Raw genomic sequence first — 25,859 nt, 5'->3', positions numbered from 1 at the left:
TAAAAAAATTATTGAGTTTTTAGAAATAATTAAGTTTGAAGATAAAAAGATAAAAGACCTAGAGAATGAGGTAAAAAAATAAAAAATTATAATAAATTAAATAACAAAAGAAATCAAATAAACTAAAAGGAGTTAAATATGAAATTAAAAGATTTAAACTTAATAGATTCAAAAATACAAGATTTTTATGAGAAAGAAAGTTTAAAAATTATTTTTGATGCAAGAAATTATAAATATCAAGAAACAGATGATGGTTTTATTGTTGATATAGTTTCAAAACATCAGGATAAACCAATACAAACACTAATAATAAGTGAATTAAATTCTTTTCATGCCAAGATAACATTAAAAACTGATGAAACTTGGGGTGAATATTTGGAGAATAATAATGAAAGACATAAACGATTTATAGATATAAATCGCCTTAATTTTATTCAAAACGCAAACAAAGATTATGTTTTAGAACTTAACCATCCTGAAAACATATATGGAAAGCTAGTTAGTGCTATACGCTTATCAGATATAACTACTGATATAATTAACGAGAAATTAAAAACCGATTATAAAGATAATGCCGATATTTTTCTAAGAGATAGTGGATTTTATAAACAAACAGATTTTAATTTTTACGGTAGAGAAAAAGACTTTATTATTCAAGAGGTTAGCTTTGAACATTCTAATAATATTAATAGAGATGATAAGATAAATATTATATTTAAAAGTTCTCATGATGTTAAGCTTTGCCAAAGTATGTTTCACAGACTAGAGGATTTTAACAATATAGCAAAACCATACTCATCAATAAATTTGAATCTTGAGCAAAACTCTATTACTTATAAAACAGATGTTAAATATAATTCATTAGATGATTTAAAAAGAATAAATGATACTTTTGATTTTTTACATAAAGAAATAAAAGAATTTGTGACCAATCAAGCTTTAAATCATCAAGATAATAAATATAAATTTCATGAAGAAATAAACTATTTATTATTTAAAACCTTACCGAATAAAAGCTTATTAGAAAAAGAATACAATTTTAATGATAAAGAAAGACATTGGCAAGATTATAAAGCATTTATTACACAGCAGTTAATAGCAATAACAGACCCAAAAGACTTACAGGCTTTAAATAGCACAGGCTTATTAAAAAATATGATAGATAATATATTTGATTTACAAGTTACTGTAGGAAAAACAAACCTCATACACGATAAAATTAGAGAAAGCCTAAAAGACATAAAAATAGACGAAAATCATTTTTTATCTAGACATGGATTTATTAATTATGTTTTAAACGACCAAACGGAAGAAAAAGAGCTTTTTAAAGGAGAAAGTAAACCTTTTGTTTTAAACAAAGATAATTTCTTTTTAGCAATGGATAGGTTGGTAGAAAAGATAGATAGTAAAAATCAAAGACATCAAAATCTTTTAATTGCAAAAGACACTTTATTATATGTTCCTCATATAGAAAGCAAAAATACAATTTTAAACATGTTAAAGGACAATAAAAACATTGAGAGTTTTACAGAAGATAATTCTTACAGCGATATTATATTTAGACAATATAACCACCCTAAATTAAATAACAAAGAAACAGCTACTTTTGTTGTAGATTTAAAAAATGAAACTTTAACAATAAATACTAATTCTTTTTATATTAATGGTGACAAAGTTATTCAAGACAATAACTATAATAAAATGTCTCAAGCTTTAAAAAATATTGCTATTCAAAACGACCTATATATAAGCGAACGCACCGCTAATAATTGGGATAATACACAATTTAAAATATGCGAAATTACCACTAGTATAAATAATAAAAATATTGATGAGATAATTAACGAAATCAATAAATATAGTGAAATGACTAAAAATTATACTGACTATGTTTATGAACATCATACAAGCAAAAACATAGAACACATACAAATTGTGGAAAATAGACAGGAAAACATTAATACTATGAGAATGAAATAATAGTGATTGTAATATTAACTTTCTCTAGCAAAAACAGGGTCGGGGGTTTCGTTAGAGAAAGTATTTTTGATTGTTAGCTTTTTTTATATCTCGTCTAGAAGGAGAATAAAGAGAAAACTTAAACTCTTTTGTTGTGATTTTGCAGATACTTTTAGTATCTACGAGCATATTGTAGTAAAATTAATTAAATAAAATGCAACAAAAGGAGTAAAATAAAATGAAAGTTTATACACCAACTAACAAACAAGAATTACAAGAAATTTTAAAAGAAGTAATTGCTGATTTTAATAACAATGGAATGATTGAAGTTGAAATTAATACTTCAGAAATAACAGATTTTTCTAATCTATTTGATTTTGCAAAAGATGAAAACGGAAATGTTAATCTCCCTAAAAGCTTTTATGAAGATATTGGTTTAACTAAATGGGATTTTTCTAAAGCTAATAATTTAGAAAACATGCTAAATGGTTGTAAAAATTGTAATGTAGAAATAATAATAAATTCAAAAAACACTAACATTAATATTTCAAATGCTTTTGCTAATACAAATATAGAGCCAAACAAAATTAATATCCCAGCTCACGAAAATATCAAGGGCTTAGAAGATATATTTGGAGCTGATAAAGATAAATACAATGCTTTCATGGAAAATGAGCTTTTATACAATAAGAATACTTCTTTTGCTTTCAAAGAATTAAGCATATACGATTTTGCTAGATATGAAATAATTAATGATATAGATAGCACACTTTCAGTAGTTAATAGTGAAGATATATTAAATCTTGAATATCCTTTAAGAATAGGTAAAAACGATGAGAGATTTAGCGAAAACCAAAATGAGGAAATAAAAAATCTTTTAGACGAGAGCAAAGCTTTATCTTTTAAAATTACAGGAAAGCTTTTAGATAATGAAATTACACAAGCTTTAAAAAATAACCCTGATGCTGATATTCAGGCGTATGTCTATAATGCTATTAATAAAAAGATAGAAGTTTTATTCGGACAAGACAACAACTTAAAAGATAACTGGGCTACTTATTTAAAAGACATTAATTGGGGAGTAAAAACAAATGAAGATGGAAGTTATGAAGCAACTATTGTTTTAAGTACCCATAACCAATTAAATCAAAAACTAAGAGAAAAAATAATTGCTGATATAGCACAAAAAGAAAAAGCATTAAATGATTTTATACAAACACAAACAAGAACTACACAAACACAAATCATTCCTATAACAGCAATGATTGAATTGCCAACACAACAAGAAGAAGAAAAAGCACACGAATTTATTGCTAATATAAGTAATTCATCGCCAATAGCCAAATATGATTTAATCCAACACGGTTTAGAAGAAATAAAAAATACTATAGCAACATTAGAAGAAGCAAAAGAAAAGCCACAAGAAGAAATAAAGCATAATTACACATACAATAGAAAAAGATTTTTCGACTATGATAGCTCTTTGGCTCAAAATATAGCAAACTATTGCAAAGCTTCAGCAGATAAATCAGGCAAGGCCGCTTGGCTTGGACTTAAATGTGGTATTAAAATGTTAGCCTTGTCTTCTCTTGAAGCAACTAAAAAAATAGGGCAAAGTTTAGTAGGTAGTTATATAGGTTTTTTTGGAGTAGGTTCATATGAACAATATAAAGATATTGTAATGAATGAAACAATAAAAAGAGATGAGGCTAGGGCATTGGCCGCAAAACTTTCTATGGGTGCTATAATTAATCCTGAAGAATTAGCTAAATACGAACACATATTACCAAGAGAATTCTTACCATCAACTGGGCCAAATGGAGAAATAATTCCTCCACAAAGAGATATAAATGAGTGTAGAGAAGAAGTAGCAAAACTCTTAGAACATACATTACAAAAATCTGAGTTTGACGTTTGGATGAATCATGCACTACTTAATATATGTGCTGGACTTGCAGAAAGCCAACAAGTTGATATAGCACGTCGTGCAAGGGGCGAAGATGTTGGATTTGATAAACTAATAAGAGAATTAGATAATAGCATACGCAAAGATTTGGAAAAACTAAATAAACTACAAAACGAATTCTCTAATGACACGAAAGATTTTTGGAGCAGAACGCAGGAAATGCTTAATGATGAATATCCTAAATACCAATCATCAAAAGCTGAAATTAAACTAGATGGAGCTATACCAAAAGTAGACCTATCAAATGTAAAATTTGCCTATAAGACAAGAATATTTTCTTGGAATGGTGAAGCTTCAAAATATGATAAAGACAATAATTTAAAGAGTGAAGAACAATACATAAAAGAAAACATATTCTTTAGAACTACAAGCGATTTAAAAGATGGTGAAGAGAGATTTACTAGATATGAAAAACCATTAGCTGATATGGAAGTAAAAGCATTTATAGATAAAGATGAGATTTTACTAAAAAAACTAAAAGATAATTCTTTACATGCAGTACATTTAAACGTAGGAGAGTTAAATAATCAAATACTTGATAAGATTTTACCTCCAAATCATCCAATGTTAAAAGAGTTAAAAAATGACCCTGAAGCATTTAGAAGATATTACAAAGGTTTTTTAAAAGAATATCTATTAAACCAAAACAGTATTTTATATGAAGAATCATACGCAAAAGCTCCGTATAAAATAATGGATGACACTTTTACAGGCAAAGATGGACTAATTTTATTTTTTGACAAAGATGAGGTAAAAAATCTAAACGAAACTCTAAGAGATTTAGAATTAGCACTAAGTGCAATTACTCAAAACGCTAGAATTAATCCTAAAACAGGCGAAAGCAATTTCTCTGTTTTAATTAAAGATTATGAAGAAAAAGTAAAATACGCAAGGCAAACTCAAGCTAATAGACAAAAACAAACTGGTGAAAATAACCAAACTAATAACACTGAAACTAACCAAGATGATATTTTTAACACAAATAAAGAAGCTGAAGTTAAAGAAACAGAAACAACAATTCAGGCTAGAAAAGAAGCTGTAAAAAATTGGAAACAATTTTACGAGACAACTCATCCCGAAACAAAAGAAAAGAAATACCCTTTTAATTGGGCTAATGAATTATCAGAATTTAACAATGACGGCTCTCCAAAATCTTATATTCAAGAAAGATATGAAAAACTTTATGCAAAAACAGTTATTGAAGGAGATTTGGTTTCTTTAATTAAAGATGCTGGCACGACTGCTCCACAAGGTTTTTACGGTTCTGATTTATCCTTACAAGGAACATCTGATATATTAAAAAGAAAAAATGTATATTTTGAAATAACAATTCCTGATAATTTAACCAATAGTTTTTATGGTAGAGTAAGACCCGATGCTTATGCTCAAGCACTTGCGAGAGCCTTTAACGACCCAACAAGCTTTATAAAGCAGGATGTAAATTTTCCTTCATCGTTAAAAGCTTTTTATAAAGATAACAAAATCTTTATAGCAGTAGAAGATACTGAATCAGAAAAAGCCCATAGAAAAATATTAGTGGCTATGAATAATCTACGCCGTTTTGCCTTAGATGAAAGTATAGAATCAAGAGTAAAAGCTACAAATGAATATTTTGCAAAAAGTAACGAAACAGCCACTTATAAAGAAAGAGATAAGTCTGATGCTTTAAGACAAAAAGAGCTTGATGAATTATTTTGTTGTGAAAACGAAAAAACTATCAAATACAATGGTGAAGGTAGTCAATATTTATCAAACGGGGACAAAAAAAGTGATACTCAACTTAGAGACGAACTTATTTTAATGAATACTTTTAAAGCTAAACCATACGGAATTAAAGCTTCAAACCCAAAAATATGGGATGGTTTAGGTTTAAGTAAGGCAATGCAAGAAAAGGCTAAAGATAATCACGTCGTAATGGTATCTATGACTTTAAAGCTTGATGAAAATTTAATAAACAATAAAATAAAAAATATAAGTCAAGATGAATATTTAAAAGTTCTTACAAAAGCACTTATTGACAATAATTCAATTATAAACTCACAAAGCGGTTTAAAAGGTGCAAAAGAGGTTGTATATCAAAAAAATATTGATGGAACATATACAATTAATTTATTCCAAGAAGTATTCAATAATGCCGAAGATGTATTAGTAAGAAGTGCTGTTGCAGATAAAATTAGAAATTCTATAAGTAGTTTTGCTGATTATACTTATTCTACAAAAACAAGTCACTCAAAATATCAAGATGACATGTTAAACTATGAATTAGAAATATCTTCAAAACAACAAAACACCAAACAAACTACAACGCAAGAAGATATTAAACAAGATAATCAAAAAGAGCAAGAAGAACCTACTGCTAAAACAAAACAAGATAACCCACAAGAAGAACCTAAAAAAGAAGAAGTAAAACAGCCTAACCAACAAGAAGATAAAAAACAAGAAGAAAATACGACTGAAATTAAAGAAGAAATAAATACAGAACCTATAGAAAAAGAAATAGATACAAGAAATCAATTCTTATATAAAATTAAAGATTTTAAAGGCAACGAGCATACTGTCATTTTACAAGATGAAACTACTTATTTTGATGCTAGTAATATGGATAATTTAAAAAGAAAGGATAATAATATTTTAAACGATGAGGTAAATGTATTACTGTCAAGCGTGAAAAATATCACAGCAACTCCTACTCAACAGCAAATTGAAAAATTAATGGCTTTAACAGATTACTATCCAGAAGATTTAAAACAAAAAGGGTTAAATGGTGAAATTGCAAGTGTTGTAATTAATCTTGATACATTTGTAAGTAAGACTACGCAAGAACCACAAATCTATAATAGCCAAAAAGGTATTATAGATACACATAACTATTTAAATTCTTTAACAAATATGCTTAATAATCAAAATAGTATATTTTATAGAAATACAAATTTAGAACCTTTAAAAGCAGTGCTTCTTGAATCAGGTAAAATTGCCTTATTTTATGATGCTATAAATCCTAATAATAAAGATTTTACAAATACTTTAAATAAACAATTTAGTGGCATTCTAGCTCTTACACAAGATAAAATTTCAGATACGCAAAAGACTATAGTTGCGTTTAGAGAAACTGCTGAAAGTGTATTTACAAGCCTTTTAAACCAACAAGAGGCTGAAGCATTAAAACAAGAACAAGAAAAAAGAAAGCAAGAAGAAGAAAGAGCAAAAGAAGAACTTGAAAAATTACAAGCTGAAAAAGAGCAAGAAATTTTAAAAGAACAACAAGCAAAAAAAGAGCAAGAAGATACAAAAATATTACAAGAAGATATTGATTTTATAGAAGATTATAGTGATGATATTTTAGATGATGATATTTTAGCAGAAAACGAAAGTATAGAAAAAAAACTAGCAGAAAACGAAAATAATGAAGATAATCAAGCACAACCTTTGCAAACAGAAGATACTAAACAAGAAGAAAATTATCAATCAATTAAGCAAGAGCCTGCGGATATAAGTCAAGAACCTAAATCACAAAACGAAAATAATTTAGCAATTGAAGTAATTAATGCTATACGAGAGTTTAAAAACTTTAAGGGTAAAAATGCTTTAACTTCTGAAAACATTCAAGATAGATTTGATAGTTGGTATGAAGTAATACAAAGATACAAAGAAGCAAATACAGAGTCTAAAATAATAGATAAAGCTTCTTTGCAAGAAATATCTGAATGGCTTGAAAACAATAAAAGCATTAAAGAAATAATGCAACAACCCATTCAACCTATAAAAGAAGTAAACCCAAATGAAGAGCTTTTAAGTGAATTAAAAAACGTAGAACATTATTCAACAATTTTGCAAGAAAAAAATAAAAATAGTAATATCCAAGAAGACGAAAACATTCTTGAAAGTTTACAAAAAACCTATGCTTTATTAGAAAAAATCAAAAAACTAGCTGAAAATGATAATATTGATATAAATAAAACAAGCTCATTAAACCAATTAGAGCAGACTATGATTAATTCAATAAGAAATCTAAAAAGCGAAATGGTTAATTTATCAAGTAAAGAACTTGAAAAAATTTATAAAGATATATCTACTAGTGTAAAAAATAAGGAATTAACAACTCAATTACTTGAAAGCTTTGATAAACAAATAAGTGAAATAGTAAAATATGTCCCACAGCAAGAGAGCAATATTTTTGTTAAATGGTTTAATAATGATTTTAAAAATGATAAAGCTATGCTTGATAAACTTTTAGCACAAAGCAATAATATTTCAACAATATCTGAAAATATCCCTACTCAATCAGATGTTTCACAAGAGAAAAAAGTATCTCAAGAAGATGAAACAATAAAAAACGAAATATTGAATAATATAGATGAGGTAGCGATTAAAGAAGCTTCTTTACCACAATCAGAAAATAAGCAAATAATAGAAGAAGAGCAAAAAGAAATTCAACAACTACCTCAAGAAGAACCAGTGAATAAAGAAGAACCTTTACAAATTGAACCTAAACAAGAAGAAACCATTTTACAAGATAATGATTTTAGTGAATATGACTATTCTATGAGTAGTAGCTACAACGATGATTATCCTTTAGATGCTTATTTAGGTGATTATTCAGATAACTATTTAGAATATACACAAGATACAGATATTCTAGCTGAAAATGAATTGATACAGAAAAATATAGCAGAATTTGAACGAACTCAACAACTACCTCAAGAAGAACCAGTGAATAAAGAAGAACCTTTACAAATTGAACCTAAACAAGAGTATAAACAAGAAACTGAAAATACAAAATATCCAATAGATTTTAAAGAAGCTATCAATTTACAAAATATCAATTTTGCAAGCATTAGTGAAATTGATAATAAAGTAATAAATCTTTCATTATTAATGTATAAAAATAGCACTTTAAACAATCAATTCTATACCGAAAAACCTATTATATTAGGTCAGGCAAATAATGAAGAAAGACAGATACTCTCAGATGCTATGGAAAAAATTCTAACAAGCAATGTGAAATATTGTTTTTATAATGCTGATACACAAGATATAGAGTTTCCTATAGAAGGAAATTTTAATGAGAAAAATATACCTACATCATTAAGTAGAATAAGATTACATATAACCTCATTTTTAACACACAATGAAGCCGTTAATTTTGCTAATATGATTTTAGCAAATAGGGTGGTTGTTTATTCTGATGGTAAATCGGAGCATAATATTTTTAAAGATAATGCTGACCCATCTTTATTTAAAGCAAGAAGTATTAATATTGATAGAATATTAGATAAAATTAACAATGATTATTATGCAAACGATGTTCAAAAACGTAAAGAGTTTAACAACTATTTAGAAGATATATCTAAATATAAAGATAGAAGCACAAATCGTATTATTAGACATCCTGGTTCAACGCAAGTATTTAAAAAGTTTTACGTAGTTTATTGTAGGTCATTTTCAAAAGAAAAAAATGAACTAGAAGAATCTAAATTATTAGCATATAACAAAGCAAATCCTAACACTCAAAGACAATTAGCATTTCAAGGCAATGCTTTTGAAACTATATATAAAGAGTTTGTTAAACAAAATGATATGGCTTTAAATGAATTAATCAATTCTCATCAAAATCAAAGACAAGTAGTTAATAATATAGAGCCTGTTAATAAAAATTTACAACAAGCAAGCAATATCAATATTGAAACTATTGATTTATCTAATATTCCTGCTCCAAGAACTCAACAAGAGATTAGAGAACAAAGACAAAGATTATTAGATAATATAGGAGATAAAAGTTTAGTTGCTGATTTTACAGGTTTAAGCAATATTGCTACGGTTGTAAATACTGAATATTTTGGTGAGATTTTAAACACTCTTAGAAAAGCATTATCAGATAACACCCACCCTTTGCATGAATTACCTATAAATATTATTAAGAGTTTTTACGGTGAAAGAGGTTTAGCTAGTGACCAAAACCCATATTTATACTTAAAAAAATCTTTGCAACAAATAGCGACTGAGTTGCAAAGAGACGATACAAAAAACAAATTAACTAAACTGTTTAATATCTATGATTTTAATCTTAATAAATTAAACACGGTAACAAGAGAGAGTGATTTAAAAAAACTAACATTAATTGACCCTAATGGAGATTTTACATTTGATAATTTAAATATAGATGCTAAAAGTTTAGGCATAAATACAGATTGGCCATTTAAATACACATTGTTAAATGGTGCTAATATGTCTCCTGCAATTCCAAGAAAGTTTGGAGAAGATATAAAAGCTTATAAAGCTAGAGTTGATGAAAAATTTCCTAATATATATGAAATTAGAAATCCTGTTATTGAAGAGATTAATAATACAATCAAGGAATTACAAATAGACTATAAAAATCGTAATGTAGGGGATGTGAAAAATACAGAACTTTTAAATGGTTTTATTTCTTATTTAGGTAATCCTAAAGACGTTAATAAAATGAATTATTTTGTGGATGCTTTTGCAAGTAAGGTATATGATTCTTTGTTCAATGATAAAAACTCTACTAGGGCTGTAGAAATAGCTTATTCTAGTTTAGTAAAAAATGAAAGTGTAAGGGATTACATTAAGAACAACTTAAATTCTACGACAGGTGGCAAAAAATCTTTGATTAAAACATTGGCTGAGAGATTAGAAAAAGTTAGTAGTATTGAAAAAGCTATTATTGATTTAAAAGCACCTGAGAGAATAGCTATTAACAGTAGTTTTCATTCGCTTTATAATACCGATGAAGAATTAAATTATGCTATGATAACAAATACAGTTCAAAACAATAAAGATTTGATGCAAAGAACAGTATTAGTTAATTTAATAGCTGATATTCAAACACTTATTAATGGCTTAAATGTACAAGTTTCGGCTCAAAAAGATTTATATAAAAACAAGATTTTAAACAATTTAGGTGAAGGTGTTGTTTTACCTAGTGAAAATAAAAATGTAAAAATAGGTTCAAGATATGAACTCTTAAAAACAGGTCGTTCTTCGTCAAGGGGTGAAAATGTTAAGGGTGATAGAATTGGGGTTTCAATTCAGTCCTTCAGTGGAAAGACAGAGAAATTTTTAACGTTAGATTCATTAAATAATTTTGGCTTCGTTGATTATAAAAAAACTGAGGTTATAAAGGATAAAATAAAAGATTTTTCTTCTAATATGATTTTAAAAGGTGATAAAGCAGATGATTTTGTTTCTATTGACTTAGCACAAGCAGAAATCAGAGCTGTTGCAGTGTTATCTCAGGACAAAAGATTAATTGGTGACCTTTCAGGTGGTAAAGATTTGCACGCTGAAACTGCTGATAATATGAATAGTGTATTAACTGAAAAAGACAAAAAAGTATCAAGAAGCGAAGCGAAGCAGATAAATTTCCAAATGCTTTATGGTGCTGGAGTAGAGAGAATTACAGAAGCAGTAGGATTAATTGATGAAAATTTTAGGCAAAAATTAGATGATTTATTTAAACTTACAAAAATGACAAAGGGTGTAAATGAAGCACTAGAAAATATACAAGAAAAAATAAATTTACATAAAAAAACATATCCAAATTTACACTTACTTAAAGATGCTATTACCGTTTGCTCTCGTGGTATTGATGAGGTTAATAAAAATACTGGGAATGAATACCAAAGAGAAATTAAAATATTTGTCAATTCAGATAAAAAACAAATTTCCAAAGAATTTTTTGATTGCCTTATAGGTATAAAACCTGAAGATAGTATTGTTGATAAAACTAGAGCTTATAATAGAAAAAATATTGCTGGAGAATTGGATTATTTAAAGAATTTCTCTGGTTTTGTTAGAAGCTATGATGAATTCTACTATAATATTTCAAAAAATAAAGATGTTCTTTATATAGCTGACCTAATTAGTAATTTAGTTAAGATTGAAACAATAAACGATGTTTCAAAAACAAGTGTAAAAACACTATTTGGTTTCGAAACTGAAGCGTTTAATCCAAAAATGGCTTCGACTAAAGCGTTAAATAGTCTTTTACAAGGTTCTGTTGCAGATATTATTGAAATTGGTTTAGCAAATCTAGAAAAAAACAATATTTCTACTTTAGCACAAGTTCATGATGAAATTATTTTGTCATTAGATAGTCTTGTAAAAGATAAACAACTTGACTTATCTAATGTAGAAAAAATACAAGAAGCATTAGAAAATCCTTTATCAAAAAAATCACTTATAGAAAATCCAAATATTGCTTCAGGTTTAGCGACACCTGTTAAAGAAAGATTACTAGCTAACGATTTAGATGGATGTTGGTTTAAATCTGATTTTGAAATACAAAAAGGAAAAAAACTGGTTAATGAAGAAGCAACTTCGTTAATTAAAGATGCTTTTAAATCTTATAAAGGCATTGAAGCTCAAAAATTAGTTAATTTGAATGGTTTAATAAATGATGGAAAAGAATTAAATTATTCTAATATTCAAACGCTATTAAAAATACAAAAATATGAAGTGGAACAAGAAGCAAAAACTAATACGCCACAAAAGGAGTTAGAAACTAATAATTTTTTAGGTATAAAAATGTTTGACATATTGAAAGGGAGTAATATACAAGAAGAAAAAAATAATTACAAAAACATACTTGATTTTATAAAAATTGATGATATTCAAGCATTGCCTAAATTAGAAACAAACAATATAAAAACTATGCTTTTTGAAAGAGGGCTTGCAGGAAAAGATAATTTTTCAATATTACAAGATAAAGAATTATTATTAAGCTTTGCAGAAAAGGTTTTAAATATAGATTTTAAAACTGATTCTATATTAAAAATCATGAACTCTAATTTAAAAAACGGAAGTTTTAATCAAGTTTTATCCATAAACTTTGAAAGGTTAGGAGAAAATATAGAACAGATTTTTGGAAAAGAGATTATGCCAACTTTATTTAGTAATAATGGCAAAAATATAACGAATTTTTTAAAAGCAAATAATGATATTGCTGTAGCATTTGACCCTACCACAAAAATAGCCAAATCATACCTTGAAGTAGGATTTAGGTCAGATATTCCTTTTGATTTAGATAAAAAAGAAGCAGAAAAAGTAAAAATTGATTTAGCTTTAACAGTTTTATTACCTGTTTTAAAAGATGAATTATTGCATTTAAAAAATCAAAAGCTTGAGAAAACTGAATATTTAGAAAGCAATAATATTAAAAAAGATGAAAAAATACTTTTTTATGAAAATTTAAGAGACAGTTTAAATAATAGATTATCAAAAGAAAAATTGCAGGATAATGATGAAATAATAAAAGACATTAATTTTTTATTAAGTCTTAAATTGACCGAATTAAATCCAAACGGCAAAAATACTTTCAATAACATGCTAGATAATCGAAATTTAACAAAAGAAGCTTTTGAAGATATCATAAAAGAATTAGAAGCTCTTGACGAAACTCAATTAGATTCAATTAGTTTTACAAATAAGATAAAAAGTGTCAGTAGCGATTTAAAATCTCACTATAGAGTTAGAGACTCTATAAAACATATTACAACTCAAAATCAAGAACCTTTAAAAAATGACGATACTAGTATTTACCAACAGCGTTTATAAAACTTTCAAGAATAGAATTTATTTTCTATTCTTATTTTTTGTGTATGAAAATAATTACAATTTAGCATGATTTAATTTATATAATTGTCTTGATATACAGATAAATTGATTAGGATTAAATCTATTAGTTAAATTTGACAAAATTTTTATTTCATTATAATATTTAAAAAAATTAATATATTTAACGAAAGGTTTTTTTTGGCTATAATATCGAGAAAGAGAAAAAGAAGCAAATTTTTTATTGGAGTTGAAATTATAAAAAACGACTCTTATAAAGAAAATTATGGGAAAATTCTTTTTAGATATGAAACTGAAATAAATAAAAAACAATACCTTGCAATAATACAAGATATGCTTTCTCTAAATTACATAAATTGTATAAAAAAAAATATAAAATTAGAATATGCACAAAATAGTATAGAAGAAAAAATTTATACAAAATATATAATTCCTAATTATAAAGCTGAAGATATGTTTTTTGATAAAGACTTTATAATAGAGTTTTACGAGCGTGTTTTTATGACATTAAATGATAGGGTGAGATGTCATAAAAAAGAAGAATTATCAAATATTGGTTTTTACATTCTTGCACCAAGAAGAGTATTGAATCACAAAACTAGAAAAAAAATTCTTGAAAATTTTGAAAATTCATTATCTGTAGAAACTACAGATTTTGAATATAGAATTTACAATGAAAAGCATATAAAGTCTTATATTTTTGCTTTACTTCAGTGCAAAATAAATCCAAAAAAAATAAATAAATACTATAAAATAGGAAATGTATATAAAACGTTTGACGTTTATAGTTATATATTAAGCTATAAAGAAGCTATAAATATAATAAAGGAAATAAAGTTCCCATACAAATACTTATATAATTCGCCCCATCCTGATAAGTTTTTAACTTATTTAAAAGATGGTAACAAAAATACATTTTTTGAAATTAACGTACCTGTAAAATGTAAGTTTTTAAAAGATATAGATTTGTCAACCGAAGCCAACTAAAAGTTGGCAAAGGTTATTTGTTGCTGAATCCTATAAATCTGTAATTTACCTGTCCATTAATTATGTACGGATGTGTTTGGTCTACTAAATTTTTACAATCTAATTGATACGAAGTTATGTTTGTATTTAGTAATTTAAATTCGTTAGGAACATAGTAACAATCCGTAGTTCTGTAGTCATTATGACTATTTAGTGCTATCCACACAAATCCATTTGGAATTAGTGTTGTTCCAATTTTTCTTAAATTTAAAGGATTATATAGTGCTATAAATTTAAATTTGTAATCATAAAAATATTTATCTACTTGTTTTTTATAATATTTTTCCAAATTATTCCAAACTTTAAAAGCTTTTGGTGTAAAAGCTGTATATTCAAAATTTGGAATTAACTTTCCTTCTTCAATCATTTCAGCACTATTACCTAAGTTATTAGATAATAAACTTACTACATAACCTTTTGTTAAAATTAAATCATAGTTTTTATTAGATTCTTCTAAATTATAGTTTTGGGTACTTTTACTACTAATTTTGAAATTATCAATTTTTGTTTTTCGTAATTTCATATCTCTTAGTTTTTGGTGGTCTATTTTCCCATTTGAAAAAATAATAGCATTTGCAGGACTAAAAGTTTCTTCATAGTTGCTTTTTAACATGAAAGGGTAACCATAAAAATCACCTTTAACATTTAAAACTTGTGTATCAGTATCTATTTTAGTGGTTGTTGATGCAATAGCTAATGCAGAAAGCACACTCAAAAATAATATTTTTTTCATTAAAATCTCCTTAAAATGGTTTTAAACATTATATTTTTAAAAAATAAAAATTAGCTTAATTTTTTTATTTTTAAGCCAAAGCTAAGTTTTAAAAAGTATGATTTTAAAAAATAATTTGATATAAATAATAGGGAAGAATATGGTTTTATCCAATAAGAGAAAAAAAGAAATTTACATAAAAGTGGCAAAAACTGTTAATACCGTATTTTTAGCAATTTTTGCTATAATAAGTGTACTTTTCTTATTAATACCTACATATGTGATTTTATTTATTGACTACGATACTCCTGCAGAATTTAAGGATGCTGAAAATGTTTTACATATGTTCTTTTATATTTCAGGGTTTGGTGGATTATTTGCAACATATTTATTAAAAAAAGTATCTGAAAAATTTGTATTTATCCCTGAATTAACTAAAACTGGAAGAAATATTAATGATATAAAGCTAAAAGCTATAAGAAGATATAATAAAATTAGAGGTAAGAAAGAAACTGTATTAGAAAAAATTAAAATATTATTGATAGTAGTATATATTCCAAATACTATATTTTTTAATAAATATTTTTATAAAGCATTTGAAGGATTAGACAGTGGCAACAATAGGTAATTATTCAAAGTCATTTTTAAGAGAACAAAATAATTTTGCTCTTTCAATTAATATCTTAGATAAAAATGGAGATGAATTAGATTTAAGTGAATATAAAAAAAATAATATAAAAACTATACTTTTAAATAACAATGCTTATGAAAGATGCGTTGTTGGAGCTTCTTTGTTAGAAGGAAAAAGCGTGGAAGAGTGCAAAACTATTTTATCTGAAGTAAGAAATTATTTAAAAGAAAGAGGTTTTTTAGGTATTGTAGAACTACACGCTAGCGACACTACTGTTAGTCAATATCACTTTCATTATTGGGGTGCAAATGCTAATTTGGCAAAAAGAGAATTATTTACATTTTGTAAAAAAAATAATTTAACAGATAATAATTTTAATATAGAAAACTGGGATACAAATGAAAAAATTCCGCAAGAACAGAGATATGATTTAAGTATAGATGTTTTAAATTTTAATGAAATTGCTGAAAATCAAAGAAAAGAAGCTGAGGAACAAAAACGCAAAAAAGCTTTAATGGATTCTTTTCGTAAAGCATCAGAAAGGATGATAGAAATTGCTGAAAATCAAAGAAAAGAAGCTGAGGAAAAACAAGTAAAGGAAAAAATGTTTTTGTTTAATTTTAGACAAAAACAAATAAAGGAGCTATTGTTAAATGGTTCAGAAAGAGAAAAAAGAGTAGCACTTTTACGAGCATTTGAATTATTAAAAAACAGCAATATTGAACAAGATTTTAAAGCGTTAACAATAAAAGTATTTAATGATTTAAACACTCCTAATAAAAATAGCACTACATATAACATATCTTTACCTTATGATAAAGAAGAATATAAAAAACGATTTTTAGAAAAAATTAGAAGTCAAAAAACATATAAAAACAATATTGAAAACTTAGAAGAATTAAAAAATCAAAAATTAAAAGAGTTAAAAGAAGCGTTAAAGATATGAGAATAGAGTTAATTCCTGAGATTTTTAGACCCACAAAGTTTGGCTGTGCAAGACTTTATAATAGTATTAATAATATCCTAAGCCACTCTCCTATTGAGCATAAATTATTAACTTATGATAATATCTTAAGATTAGATACTACTTTATTAGACGATAAGGAAAAAAAATATATAAATGCTATCTATAATGATAGACCTGATTTGCTTGTAGATGCCACGATTTTACCTAAAGAGTTTTTTAATGAAGACTTTGTTTTATGTACTCCAGGTTCTACACTAAGCAAAGACACTATATTAAAATTTTGTGTACCTTTTGACGGTAATACTATTAGCGATAATAACGATAGAAGAAAAGAGCTTACTTTAAATGGTGCAAAAGTTAAAGAAGAAGACCTAGAAGAATATCATAGAATCTCACAAGAAGATGGCAATAAACCTGTATTTGAAGGTGGTTTATTAGCTAGTATTATAGATATGGATTTTTTCTTAGATGAAATATTTGATGAATTAAAAGATTATGCACTTTTACCTAGCCATAAAAAATGGAGAGAAACACTAGAAACAATGAAAGCCGAAATAGAAGAAAAACTATTTACGGAATTAATGGTGAACGAAAAACAATTAAAGGACTTTAATAAAAAGGTTAAAACTCTAGGACTTATGTTACACGGAGAGCCACTAGAGTTCAAGCTTCCTTATAGAGAAGAAGTTTTAACATTTGCAAAAGTATTAAAGCAAGCTCAATCTTTAAATGATGGTATAGGCTTAAGAATTATTTTTGATAATATATTGGATAATTTATTTAAAGCTTCTCATGTAGTAGTAGCAAAACGCACAAGTATTAATGACGGTAATTTGTTTTGTGATTTTTATAATAAAAGAATTTCATTCATTAATGAACTAAACCCAGACTACAATGAAAACTTAGACTTCTTTATTAATTTCTTTGATAAAGAAGAATATAAAAAACGCTTTTTACACACTAAAAGAGCGTTTAAATATTTATATGAAAACATGGAAAGACTTGATATGTCTTTTTGTGATAAATTACATGGTAAAAAATTAATTGAAATTTTAGACATTTTATATCTTGAAAGAGATAATTTTCCTATATCTAAAAATGAAAAACAAATAACTATGTCTAAAAGTTTAGCTGAGGAATTATCTTCTTTAATCGCTCTTGCATCTTTAAACCCAAACTTAGATAGCGTATCTGAAGAGTTTTATTTAAAAGACCTCGCAAAAGAACTAAGAGATTATTCTGAAAGCACAACTAATATTAACGAACCATTTTTTCTTTATCATGAACAAATCACAGCAAAAGCTTGGTTTTCTTTAGCTTATAGGTTTTTAAATTATTACGTATCTAGAGGTATAAAAGATTTTGAAAAAGCACTTGGTATTTGCCAAACATTTCTTTTAACTTTTGGTAGCGAAAACATAATTCCTAGTGCAAAAATAAGCAGAATTAAAAAAACACAATTATTTTGCTTATTAATTAATGATAAGGAACTAACCATACTTTATGAGGGTATAGATAACATTATTAGCACTAATGAAGACGTATTAGCATCGGAGATTGAAAGGATAAGAACATTGCTCCTTAACGGTGGTGGTGGGCTTTTGTATTCAAGACCAGCATATGAGACTATCCATAAACCTAAATCTTCAAACGACCATTATTCTTGGGGGGTTCAAGAAGTAGGTAAAGATAGCGTCTATGACATGTTTCATAAAGATATAAAAAGAATTTATTGTAAAGAAATTATCCCTGAAACTACTAAGGAACAATATGATACTTTCAATTCTACAATTACAGACAAGCATAGAACAAGAACTTATAATAAAAATATTAATGGGTTTTCGCTATTTAATAGTTTTAAAAAATTATTTTATAATAAATATAATTTTAGCTATGAAAATCCACAAATAATTCAAGCTTTTGATTGTAAAATTACTGAAAATAAATACTATTTAAGTCAATCAGAACTACCTATTTTTACAGAACATTTATTTTTTATTGCAAATAGTAAAAAAAGAATTCATAATTATTTTCTTACTTACTTTGATAAACAAGAAAATAGCGTATTTACTCATTTCAATTGTAGAGGGCATTTCTTACAAAATATCAATTTTTCATTAAAAGATAATTTATTTTATAATGACATAAATAATCGTAAATATAAAAAAAACTTTTCAAACAATTTTTTAAAATGGGATAGAGGTTTTATCCGTGAGTCAATAGAACCTATCAATCAATGGAAAACATTTGGTATAACAATAATTACATTTTTTTTCCACCCAGCTAGATTTCTAGGATGGAATATAGAATTTGAGATTGTCAAAAAGGAAAACTTTTACGATTCTTTAAGAGAAGGATTTTTCTTTTATTATAAGAATAATTTTTATAAAAAAGGAGCTTAAATGGAAATAATAAATGATGAAGTTATAGTTAATGAAAATCGTATTAATTCAGACTTTAAGGAATTAAAAGATTCAATATTAGAGCTTCAACAAAATATGAGAATGACAAAAACAAGTATCGAGGACTTAAGGTCTGAATTAGATGATATCACTGATAAGATTAAATCTTTAGAGAAAAGAATTATTGATGAATATGTAATAGATTCTAAAATCAGAGGCGTAGAACAAGATATTAATATGATAAAAATCATAGATAATGAAGAAAAGAAAAATGTTGTTGAAAGTTGTCATAAACTTGTAAAAAATGAGATTAATACTAAAGAAAACTTTACAGAAGTAATTAGAGAATCTGAAGATTTTTTTAATAATTTTTATAAATGGATGGTAGGTAAAGATTGGGCTGAATTAAAATCTAATAACAACAATAAGGTAGAACAAATAGAAAAAGTTATAAGTAAAGCTACAAAAAGCTCTATGACGAATTTAATACTAATTATTTGTTGTTTTTTATTATTTTCAGGTGGTTTGTTTTTCACTTATCAAACATTGAAAAACAATATAAATACGATAAATATAACTCAGCAAAAAATTATTAATCATTTAACAAAAGGTAGGTAAAATGAAAATATTATATGAAGAATTAAAATATTTAGAGGATTTTAAAAATAAAACCCAAGATGGGGCAAGCTTTGAGGACTTTGAAGATTTTTTTAATCAGCAAAAAGATAGATTTTCTGAAGCTTTTGAAAAATCTAATTTTTTTGGATACAACTATAATAAATCTTATTTTGAAAATGTTAAAGATATGAGCAAACGCTTCCAGGATACAGCAAATGAATTTTTAAACGATAATATGTCTTTCAAAGGTAGCTACAAAGATAGACTACGAGAGGGTATAAAAAACTTACGTTCTATGGAAAAACATTTAAAAGATAATCCATATGATGAGAAAACAGCTGAGCTTATTAAAGATGGAAGAGAACAATTAAAAAAATTACAACATAATGGTAAAGCTTATAAAGATTTGATGAAAAGGTGTATCCCTTCTATGATGGATGGGCTTAATAAAGATATAAAAAAAGAAACTGATAGAGCAATGAAAGCTCTTAAAAACCCTGATTTGCAAAAAGATATTACAGGTGAGGCACAAGCTATAATAATTTTACTCGCCATATTAATGTCAAGTAAATCAGTTATTAAAGGAACTGCTATGGCGGGTTTTCTTACAGTTAGAAAACTATTACAAGATAATAAACACTTATCTGAATTAGAGTCCTTAGCTTCTAATTTTACTAAAGAACCAAATTTGAATAATTTAAATCGTTTAGTTGATGGTATTAAAAATACAAGCACTGGAAAAGAGTTAACGCAAATAGCTTCAAAATCTTTAGATGTTACCGCAAAAGACTCTTGTCTTTTGCTGGAGCAACATGGCAATTTAGATAAGCTTATCGCTGTTACAAATGTTGGCGGACATTCATTAGATACGAAATTTTTATCAATAGAAAATCAAACAAAATTGGAAGATTATAATACAGGTAAAATTAGTAAAGGATATATGGCTTCGGATACTTTGAAAAATTTAAAGAATGAAAATTTTAACGTAAGTGAGGCTAAAAATTCAATTTTAGATTTAAATAATTATTCTATTACAGCTGGTATATTGTCTTTAAAGGGAGAATTAAGCTCCGATTTAGTTAATAGCTTAAAAGAAAATAATATACAATTTGCACATTTTTCTGAAAACTGTTATAAGTTAGCTGAAAGTTTGAGAGATGAGGCAACTAAGTCACCTGAAATCAAAGAAATTTGCGACAAATCTATTTTATATATAACATCATTACAATATGAAGTTGGAAAGGCCGCTGAGATTGATGATAACATAATTTTGGAAAATTCATTATTTTCAAAAGATATAGAAAACAATATCTTTGGTGAAGGGACAAGAGGTTTATTTAATGAAGAAATGTATAAAAATTTATATGAATATGTAGATAAAGAAAAAGCCCCATTAATGAAAGAAGCTTTTGAAAGTATGGATAAACTTGTTGATTCTACAACAAGTCAAGAAGTTAGAGAACATGCAAAAAATTTCCTAACTGAAAATAAACAAGAAGTTTCACAAACCGTAGCTGAAACTTCATCAAAAATAGTAGAGTCAGATTCGATTAGGTGAATGTCTTAAATGAATGGAATTGGTATAGTAATTACTATTGTAGCCGCTTGTCTTTATTGGCTTAATAGATATATGAAAGAATTACGCCATGTCTTATTGGCATATTGCGTTATTGTAGCAATAGGTTATTGGGCAACTTTAATGTTTATATCTAAAGCAAATATAGCAGTAAACTCCTATCTTATTATACTTTATACGTTTTGTTCGATTGTTGCATTTTTTTATTTAAGAGGAACTGTTTCTATAAAACCAATTATAATCAAAGCAAAACAGCAAACCTACTGGGGTATTGACTCTAACAAAGTAGATAGAGCCTTTAAACATTTAGAAGATGTACGTTCTAATAGAGTTGAAGTTAAAGTTCCGTTTGGGAACACCTTTTTTACTGTTTTAAACGATAAAGAGGTATTAACACCTTCAACAATTGAATACTACACTTATATGAGTTGTTATTACCCAATCCCATTAATAACTAACGTCTCTGTTTTAGAAGATAATTCTTTAGCAGAATTAAATATTCATAGAATGATTTTTAAAAAACTAAAAGAGTTGATAAAGGATAAAGAACAAAATATAAATTATAATGAAATTTTAAGGTTTTGTAATTACAGAGCTGACTTCTTTTTAATGGCACTCTGGGACAGAGTAGTTCCTGAATTTAATTTGGCAATAGGGCAATTAGAAGCATTAGTAACTGACAATATATTTCTCCAAGAGTTTATAAATGCTCTTGATTTATTAACAAGAAAATCAGTAAAACTAAGAGGGTCTTATTTAAGAAGCGAATATGAATGTTACATTAATGGCATAAAATCTGCCTATTTTAAAGATGAAACAGATAGAGTATTCAGCACAACAGCTGGTGAAGCTCTTGACCATTTACTAAATAATAAATAAAGGAAAAATATGGCTGTAAGAAGTGATGGAAAAAATGTTGTCTATGACGATATACAAGAAAGGGTAATGCGTCCTAAAAGAGATAACTTTTACGACGCATTCACCACTCAAGAAAGTATTAATTTTATAACTACTTCACTTAATTTTATGGGAATAGGAGTAGGTATTTACTTGGTTTTTATGATAATATTTAAACAGCAATATATTTTTAGTAAGGAAGTGCTTATATTTTTTTTATTATGGCACTTTCCATTCTTTCGTGATGGGCATTGCTGTTTTTTTTGGACATTTAGAAAGGAAAAAAGAAGCCAGTGAAAAATTGGGGTATTTATCAAAAAACACAGAAAAAGATAAATATTTAATCCAAATAGGTACTCATATTAAGGAGTTTTATGGAGATGCTAGAAAAAGTTCATTTCTTACAAACTACAAGGGGCCTATTCTTTTAGATGCTGAAAAGTTTAAAAGACACTTAGCTATAATCGCTACTGTTGGTGGTGGTAAAACTGTTCTTATGAAAGGTATTGCAGAACAACAATTACAACTTGGCGGTGGTTGTTTTATTATTGACGGAAAAGGAACAGCAGAGTTCGCCCAAGAAATGTTTGCTCTAGCTTGTAGATATGGTAGAAGAGATGATTTTATCCATATCAATTTTTTAGATATGGATAATACAGCTAGTATTAACCCATTGCAGAACGGGTCATCTAGCAACCTTTATGAGATTATGAACTCTTTATTGATAGGTGAAGAAGACCAGTGGAAACAAAAACAAAGAGAGTTTATGAATAACCTTTTAAAATTATTGGTCTATATGAGAGATAAGGAATTTATTCCTTTGAATTTCGGCTCATTATCTAATTATATGGATATACCTTCACTTTTAAGAGCCGCTATAATTTACAGAAAAAAATCTAAAGAAGTGTCTCCTATTGCTGATTATGTAAAATATATTACATCTTGTTTAAATGTTAATTATGAAGACTTTGTAGAACATGATTTTAATATTGTTTATAGCGATGGACGTGTAAAATCAATCGAAACAATTTTAAAGGATGGTAATCCTGATACATTCTATGCTGATATTTTAGAAAAAATTAAAGCTAATAAAGAACAAGGTATCTATGATTTTGGTGTTAGTATTGGTGCTTGGCGTAGTGTTATTACCAAGCTAGGTTCTGATTATAGGAGTGTTTTTAATACTCAACATCCTACAACAGATTTATGGGAAGTAGTTCAACACAATAAAATGTTATTTGTAACATTGCCATCAATGGATTCAGACCAAACACCGAAAGAACTAGGAATGCTTTTACTTGGTATTTTAAAAGGTGTAGCACAAAAGAAAGCTAAAGAATCTTACAACCCCAAAATACCTTTTTTGTGTATGTTTGATGAGATTGGTTCTTATTGTGTAAAAGGTTTTGGAAGATTAATGTCTAAATGTAGGGCTTTAGGATTCTCGATTATTCCTATTTTTCAATCTTTGTCTCAAATTGATGAAGTTGATGATGGCAAAGGATTAGAAACTAAAGAAATGCTAGGTATGACTGGAACGCTTTGCATAATGAAAACAACTTCAACAGATGTTAGTAAAATGATAAACGAAAAGCTAGGACAAAACAGATTTATAGATAGAAGCTACCAAGAAAGACGCTTAGGTGTTGAAGGTAATTCACATGTAGAAGATAGTTTCCAAACACAACTAGAGGATAAAATTAAACATCACGATTTAGAAAAAATGAACAATGGTGAAATGATAGTTGTTACTGATGGTGAGTTTTATAAAGCAGTAGCTTGTGCTGAAAAATCATTACTACATAAAGGCAAAGTTACTACTTATGGCGGTAATGATATTCATACAAAATTACCAATAACACAATATTTAAATTTCGATAACTTTATAAAGCAAGTTTGGTCACGCAGAAATAATATTTTTGCAAATAAGGAATTTTTAGAAAAATACCGTGTAAAAATGAAAAGTATCTCTTCCGAAATTTTATGGTATGAATTACCTGTTTTATCTAATGCTAAAACACAACCAAAACAACCAAAATCTAATTTGAAAAAAGGTGTATATTTTACACACCTTTTTGATGATGCCAGTCCTTTTAGTGATTCTATTGGTATTTCTAAAGAACACCAAGAAAAAAATTCTTTTAAATGCTTTGGAGCTTTAACTAAAGAACAAGAAAAAGAACTAAATAATTATAAAGAAATAGATTTTGACAATAAAATCAATAAAAAGTTAAGAGAACTCAAAAATAAGTCTACAGATTTTGATTATGAATCAAGATATGAAAAAGAAGTAGCATAAAGGATAATTTATGATTTGGATTTATGCAGAAGACATGAATTTGTACTTAGAAGAAAATATAAAGATGCTTTGTGAAAAGTATGGTAAAGATAATGTTATCTTGTTTCCAACAAGAGAAGATATTACTAAAATTGATGCAAGACAAAGAAATATTACATTATACTTAGCACCTTATCCAGTTTTTCAAGAATTTAGATTTTTTATACCTCAAAAATATGAATTCTATAACGACAGCCCTTTAACATCTCAAGAACGACTCCTAGATGTAAAAGAGGACACCGCTTTGGCGTTACGACTAGGAATTGAAATTGTTAAACCTAATGTGTCTTTGGATACTGTAGGCGGGGCGTTTGAGTTAAAAAAATTTACAGAAGAATTTTTAAGAGCAGAGAAAAATGGTTATCGTTCAAAAGCCTTTTTTTTAACTGGATTGGCTGGTACAGGTAAAACTTTTTTTGCTAAAGCTTTTGCTGGTTCTACTGACAGAACATTAATATTTTTAAATCTTAGCGTCGTTATGGCTAAACCTGAACCTATAGTGGAATTATATAAAATTCATGATTATCTTAACTTATTTCAAAATACAAAATTTTTGATTCTAATAGATGAAATTGAAAAAATGATTGGAAATGGTAGCCCAAATGAAAAGCAGATGCTTGGAGCAATGCTTACATTAATAAATGAAATAGATAGTCCTGTTTCAAAATATAAGGATTTAGATGTTGTATATTTAGCTACTGCAAATAACTTAAGTACAATTTTGGCAGAAAACCCTGAATTTGTTCGTAGGGGTCGATTCGATGAATTATTTTTTGTAAATTTACCTACTGAAATAGAAGCAGTAGATATGTTCGATTTATATATAAAAAAATATAATCTTAAAGAACATCTTTTTGGAGAAAACCCTATTTTTTCAAATACATTTGAACTAGTTTTAAAAATCTATGATGTACACACACAAGAGGATAACCCAGCAGTTGGACGTTTTGTATATACGCCAGCCGAAATCGAAACATTTTGTAAATTATTATCTAGAAAAATAAAAGCTGATATTAAATTAACAGAAGAAGTGCTTGTGGGTGTAATAAGAGATGTTATTCCTATTACAAAAACAGCTCAAGAATCTGCAAAAAAAATGTTAGCACAAGCGGAACTATTTAAGCAACTTTAAGGACATTTTAAGCATAAAGATATATTATTATTGTACTATTA

General features: G+C 26.9%; 13 protein-coding genes. 12 read left to right on the top strand and 1 reads right to left on the bottom strand.

Features of this window, described 5'->3' with window-relative positions; all coding sequences use genetic code 11:
• The first annotated feature begins 138 nt into the window (after positions 1-138).
• The 3 genes from AVBRAN_RS10530 to AVBRAN_RS10520 all read left to right on the top strand — a co-directional run bounded on the left by AVBRAN_RS10530 (position 139) and on the right by AVBRAN_RS10520 (position 14,506).
• Entirely contained in the window at positions 139-1,980 is a 1,842-nt protein-coding gene (locus tag AVBRAN_RS10530) for a hypothetical protein (RefSeq protein ID WP_239803845.1), read from the top strand.
• Between the two features lie 217 nt (positions 1,981-2,197).
• Positions 2,198-13,501, top strand: a complete 11,304-nt coding sequence (locus tag AVBRAN_RS10525) for a DNA polymerase (protein WP_239803844.1) — start codon at positions 2,198-2,200, stop codon at positions 13,499-13,501.
• A 198-nt stretch (positions 13,502-13,699) separates the two neighbouring features.
• Positions 13,700-14,506, top strand: a complete 807-nt coding sequence (locus AVBRAN_RS10520) for a hypothetical protein (RefSeq protein ID WP_239803843.1) — start codon at positions 13,700-13,702, stop codon at positions 14,504-14,506.
• A gap of 13 nt (positions 14,507-14,519) precedes the next feature.
• Here AVBRAN_RS10520 and AVBRAN_RS10515 read toward each other — a convergent pair whose 3' ends face one another.
• Positions 14,520-15,278 (bottom strand): hypothetical protein, encoded by a 759-nt coding sequence (locus AVBRAN_RS10515; RefSeq protein WP_239803842.1) that lies wholly within the window; start codon positions 15,276-15,278, stop codon positions 14,520-14,522.
• Positions 15,279-15,417: 139 nt separating this feature from the next.
• Between AVBRAN_RS10515 and AVBRAN_RS10510 the strand changes: the two genes are divergently transcribed.
• From AVBRAN_RS10510 to AVBRAN_RS10470, 9 genes are read left to right on the top strand one after another with little or no spacing between them, the layout of a single operon-like run.
• Positions 15,418-15,885 carry a hypothetical protein gene (locus AVBRAN_RS10510; protein ID WP_239803841.1) on the top strand — a complete coding sequence of 156 codons (468 nt, stop codon included), beginning with the start codon at positions 15,418-15,420 and terminating at the stop codon, positions 15,883-15,885.
• Positions 15,869-16,834: a hypothetical protein gene (locus tag AVBRAN_RS10505; RefSeq protein WP_239803840.1), complete on the top strand. Its 966-nt coding sequence runs from the start codon at positions 15,869-15,871 to the stop codon at positions 16,832-16,834. The genes AVBRAN_RS10510 and AVBRAN_RS10505 overlap by 17 nt, the downstream gene beginning before the upstream one ends.
• A complete protein-coding gene (locus tag AVBRAN_RS10500) occupies positions 16,831-19,257 on the top strand; it encodes a hypothetical protein (protein WP_239803839.1) in 2,427 nt (808 codons plus the stop codon). Before AVBRAN_RS10505 ends, AVBRAN_RS10500 begins: the two co-directional genes overlap by 4 nt.
• Positions 19,258-19,875, top strand: coding sequence for a hypothetical protein (locus AVBRAN_RS10495; protein ID WP_239803838.1), 618 nt, complete (start codon positions 19,258-19,260; stop codon positions 19,873-19,875).
• A gap of 1 nt (position 19,876) precedes the next feature.
• Positions 19,877-21,433, top strand: a complete 1,557-nt coding sequence (locus tag AVBRAN_RS10490) for a hypothetical protein (RefSeq protein ID WP_239803837.1) — start codon at positions 19,877-19,879, stop codon at positions 21,431-21,433.
• Between the two features lie 9 nt (positions 21,434-21,442).
• Entirely contained in the window at positions 21,443-22,330 is an 888-nt protein-coding gene (locus AVBRAN_RS10485) for a hypothetical protein (RefSeq protein ID WP_239803836.1), read from the top strand.
• Positions 22,331-22,339: 9 nt separating this feature from the next.
• Positions 22,340-22,645: a hypothetical protein gene (locus tag AVBRAN_RS10480; protein WP_239803835.1), complete on the top strand. Its 306-nt coding sequence runs from the start codon at positions 22,340-22,342 to the stop codon at positions 22,643-22,645.
• A 4-nt stretch (positions 22,646-22,649) separates the two neighbouring features.
• On the top strand, positions 22,650-24,647 hold the full coding sequence (locus AVBRAN_RS10475) for a TraM recognition domain-containing protein (RefSeq protein WP_239803834.1): 1,998 nt from the start codon (positions 22,650-22,652) through the stop codon (positions 24,645-24,647).
• 10 nt (positions 24,648-24,657) lie between these two features.
• Entirely contained in the window at positions 24,658-25,818 is a 1,161-nt protein-coding gene (locus AVBRAN_RS10470; RefSeq protein WP_239803833.1) for an ATP-binding protein, read from the top strand.
• The last annotated feature ends 41 nt before the right edge of the window (positions 25,819-25,859 follow it).

The organism is Campylobacter sp. RM12651, assembly GCF_022369475.1.
Lineage (GTDB): Bacteria > Campylobacterota > Campylobacteria > Campylobacterales > Campylobacteraceae > Campylobacter_E.
Note: the sequence above shows the minus strand (reverse complement) of the source record. Positions and strands in the feature narration are given on the sequence as shown.

What these genes read in the sequence shown, in the direction of transcription:
- AVBRAN_RS10530 (WP_239803845.1), top strand. Translation starts at nt 139, where the DNA reads ATGAAATTAAAAGATTTAAACTTAATAGATTCAAAAATACAAGATTTT.
- AVBRAN_RS10525 (WP_239803844.1), top strand. Translation starts at nt 2,198, where the DNA reads ATGAAAGTTTATACACCAACTAACAAACAAGAATTACAAGAAATTTTA.
- AVBRAN_RS10515 (WP_239803842.1), bottom strand. Translation starts at nt 15,278, where the DNA reads ATGAAAAAAATATTATTTTTGAGTGTGCTTTCTGCATTAGCTATTGCA.
- AVBRAN_RS10510 (WP_239803841.1), top strand. Translation starts at nt 15,418, where the DNA reads ATGGTTTTATCCAATAAGAGAAAAAAAGAAATTTACATAAAAGTGGCA.
- AVBRAN_RS10500 (WP_239803839.1), top strand. Translation starts at nt 16,831, where the DNA reads ATGAGAATAGAGTTAATTCCTGAGATTTTTAGACCCACAAAGTTTGGC.
- AVBRAN_RS10495 (WP_239803838.1), top strand. Translation starts at nt 19,258, where the DNA reads ATGGAAATAATAAATGATGAAGTTATAGTTAATGAAAATCGTATTAAT.
- AVBRAN_RS10490 (WP_239803837.1), top strand. Translation starts at nt 19,877, where the DNA reads ATGAAAATATTATATGAAGAATTAAAATATTTAGAGGATTTTAAAAAT.
- AVBRAN_RS10485 (WP_239803836.1), top strand. Translation starts at nt 21,443, where the DNA reads ATGAATGGAATTGGTATAGTAATTACTATTGTAGCCGCTTGTCTTTAT.
- AVBRAN_RS10480 (WP_239803835.1), top strand. Translation starts at nt 22,340, where the DNA reads ATGGCTGTAAGAAGTGATGGAAAAAATGTTGTCTATGACGATATACAA.
- AVBRAN_RS10470 (WP_239803833.1), top strand. Translation starts at nt 24,658, where the DNA reads ATGATTTGGATTTATGCAGAAGACATGAATTTGTACTTAGAAGAAAAT.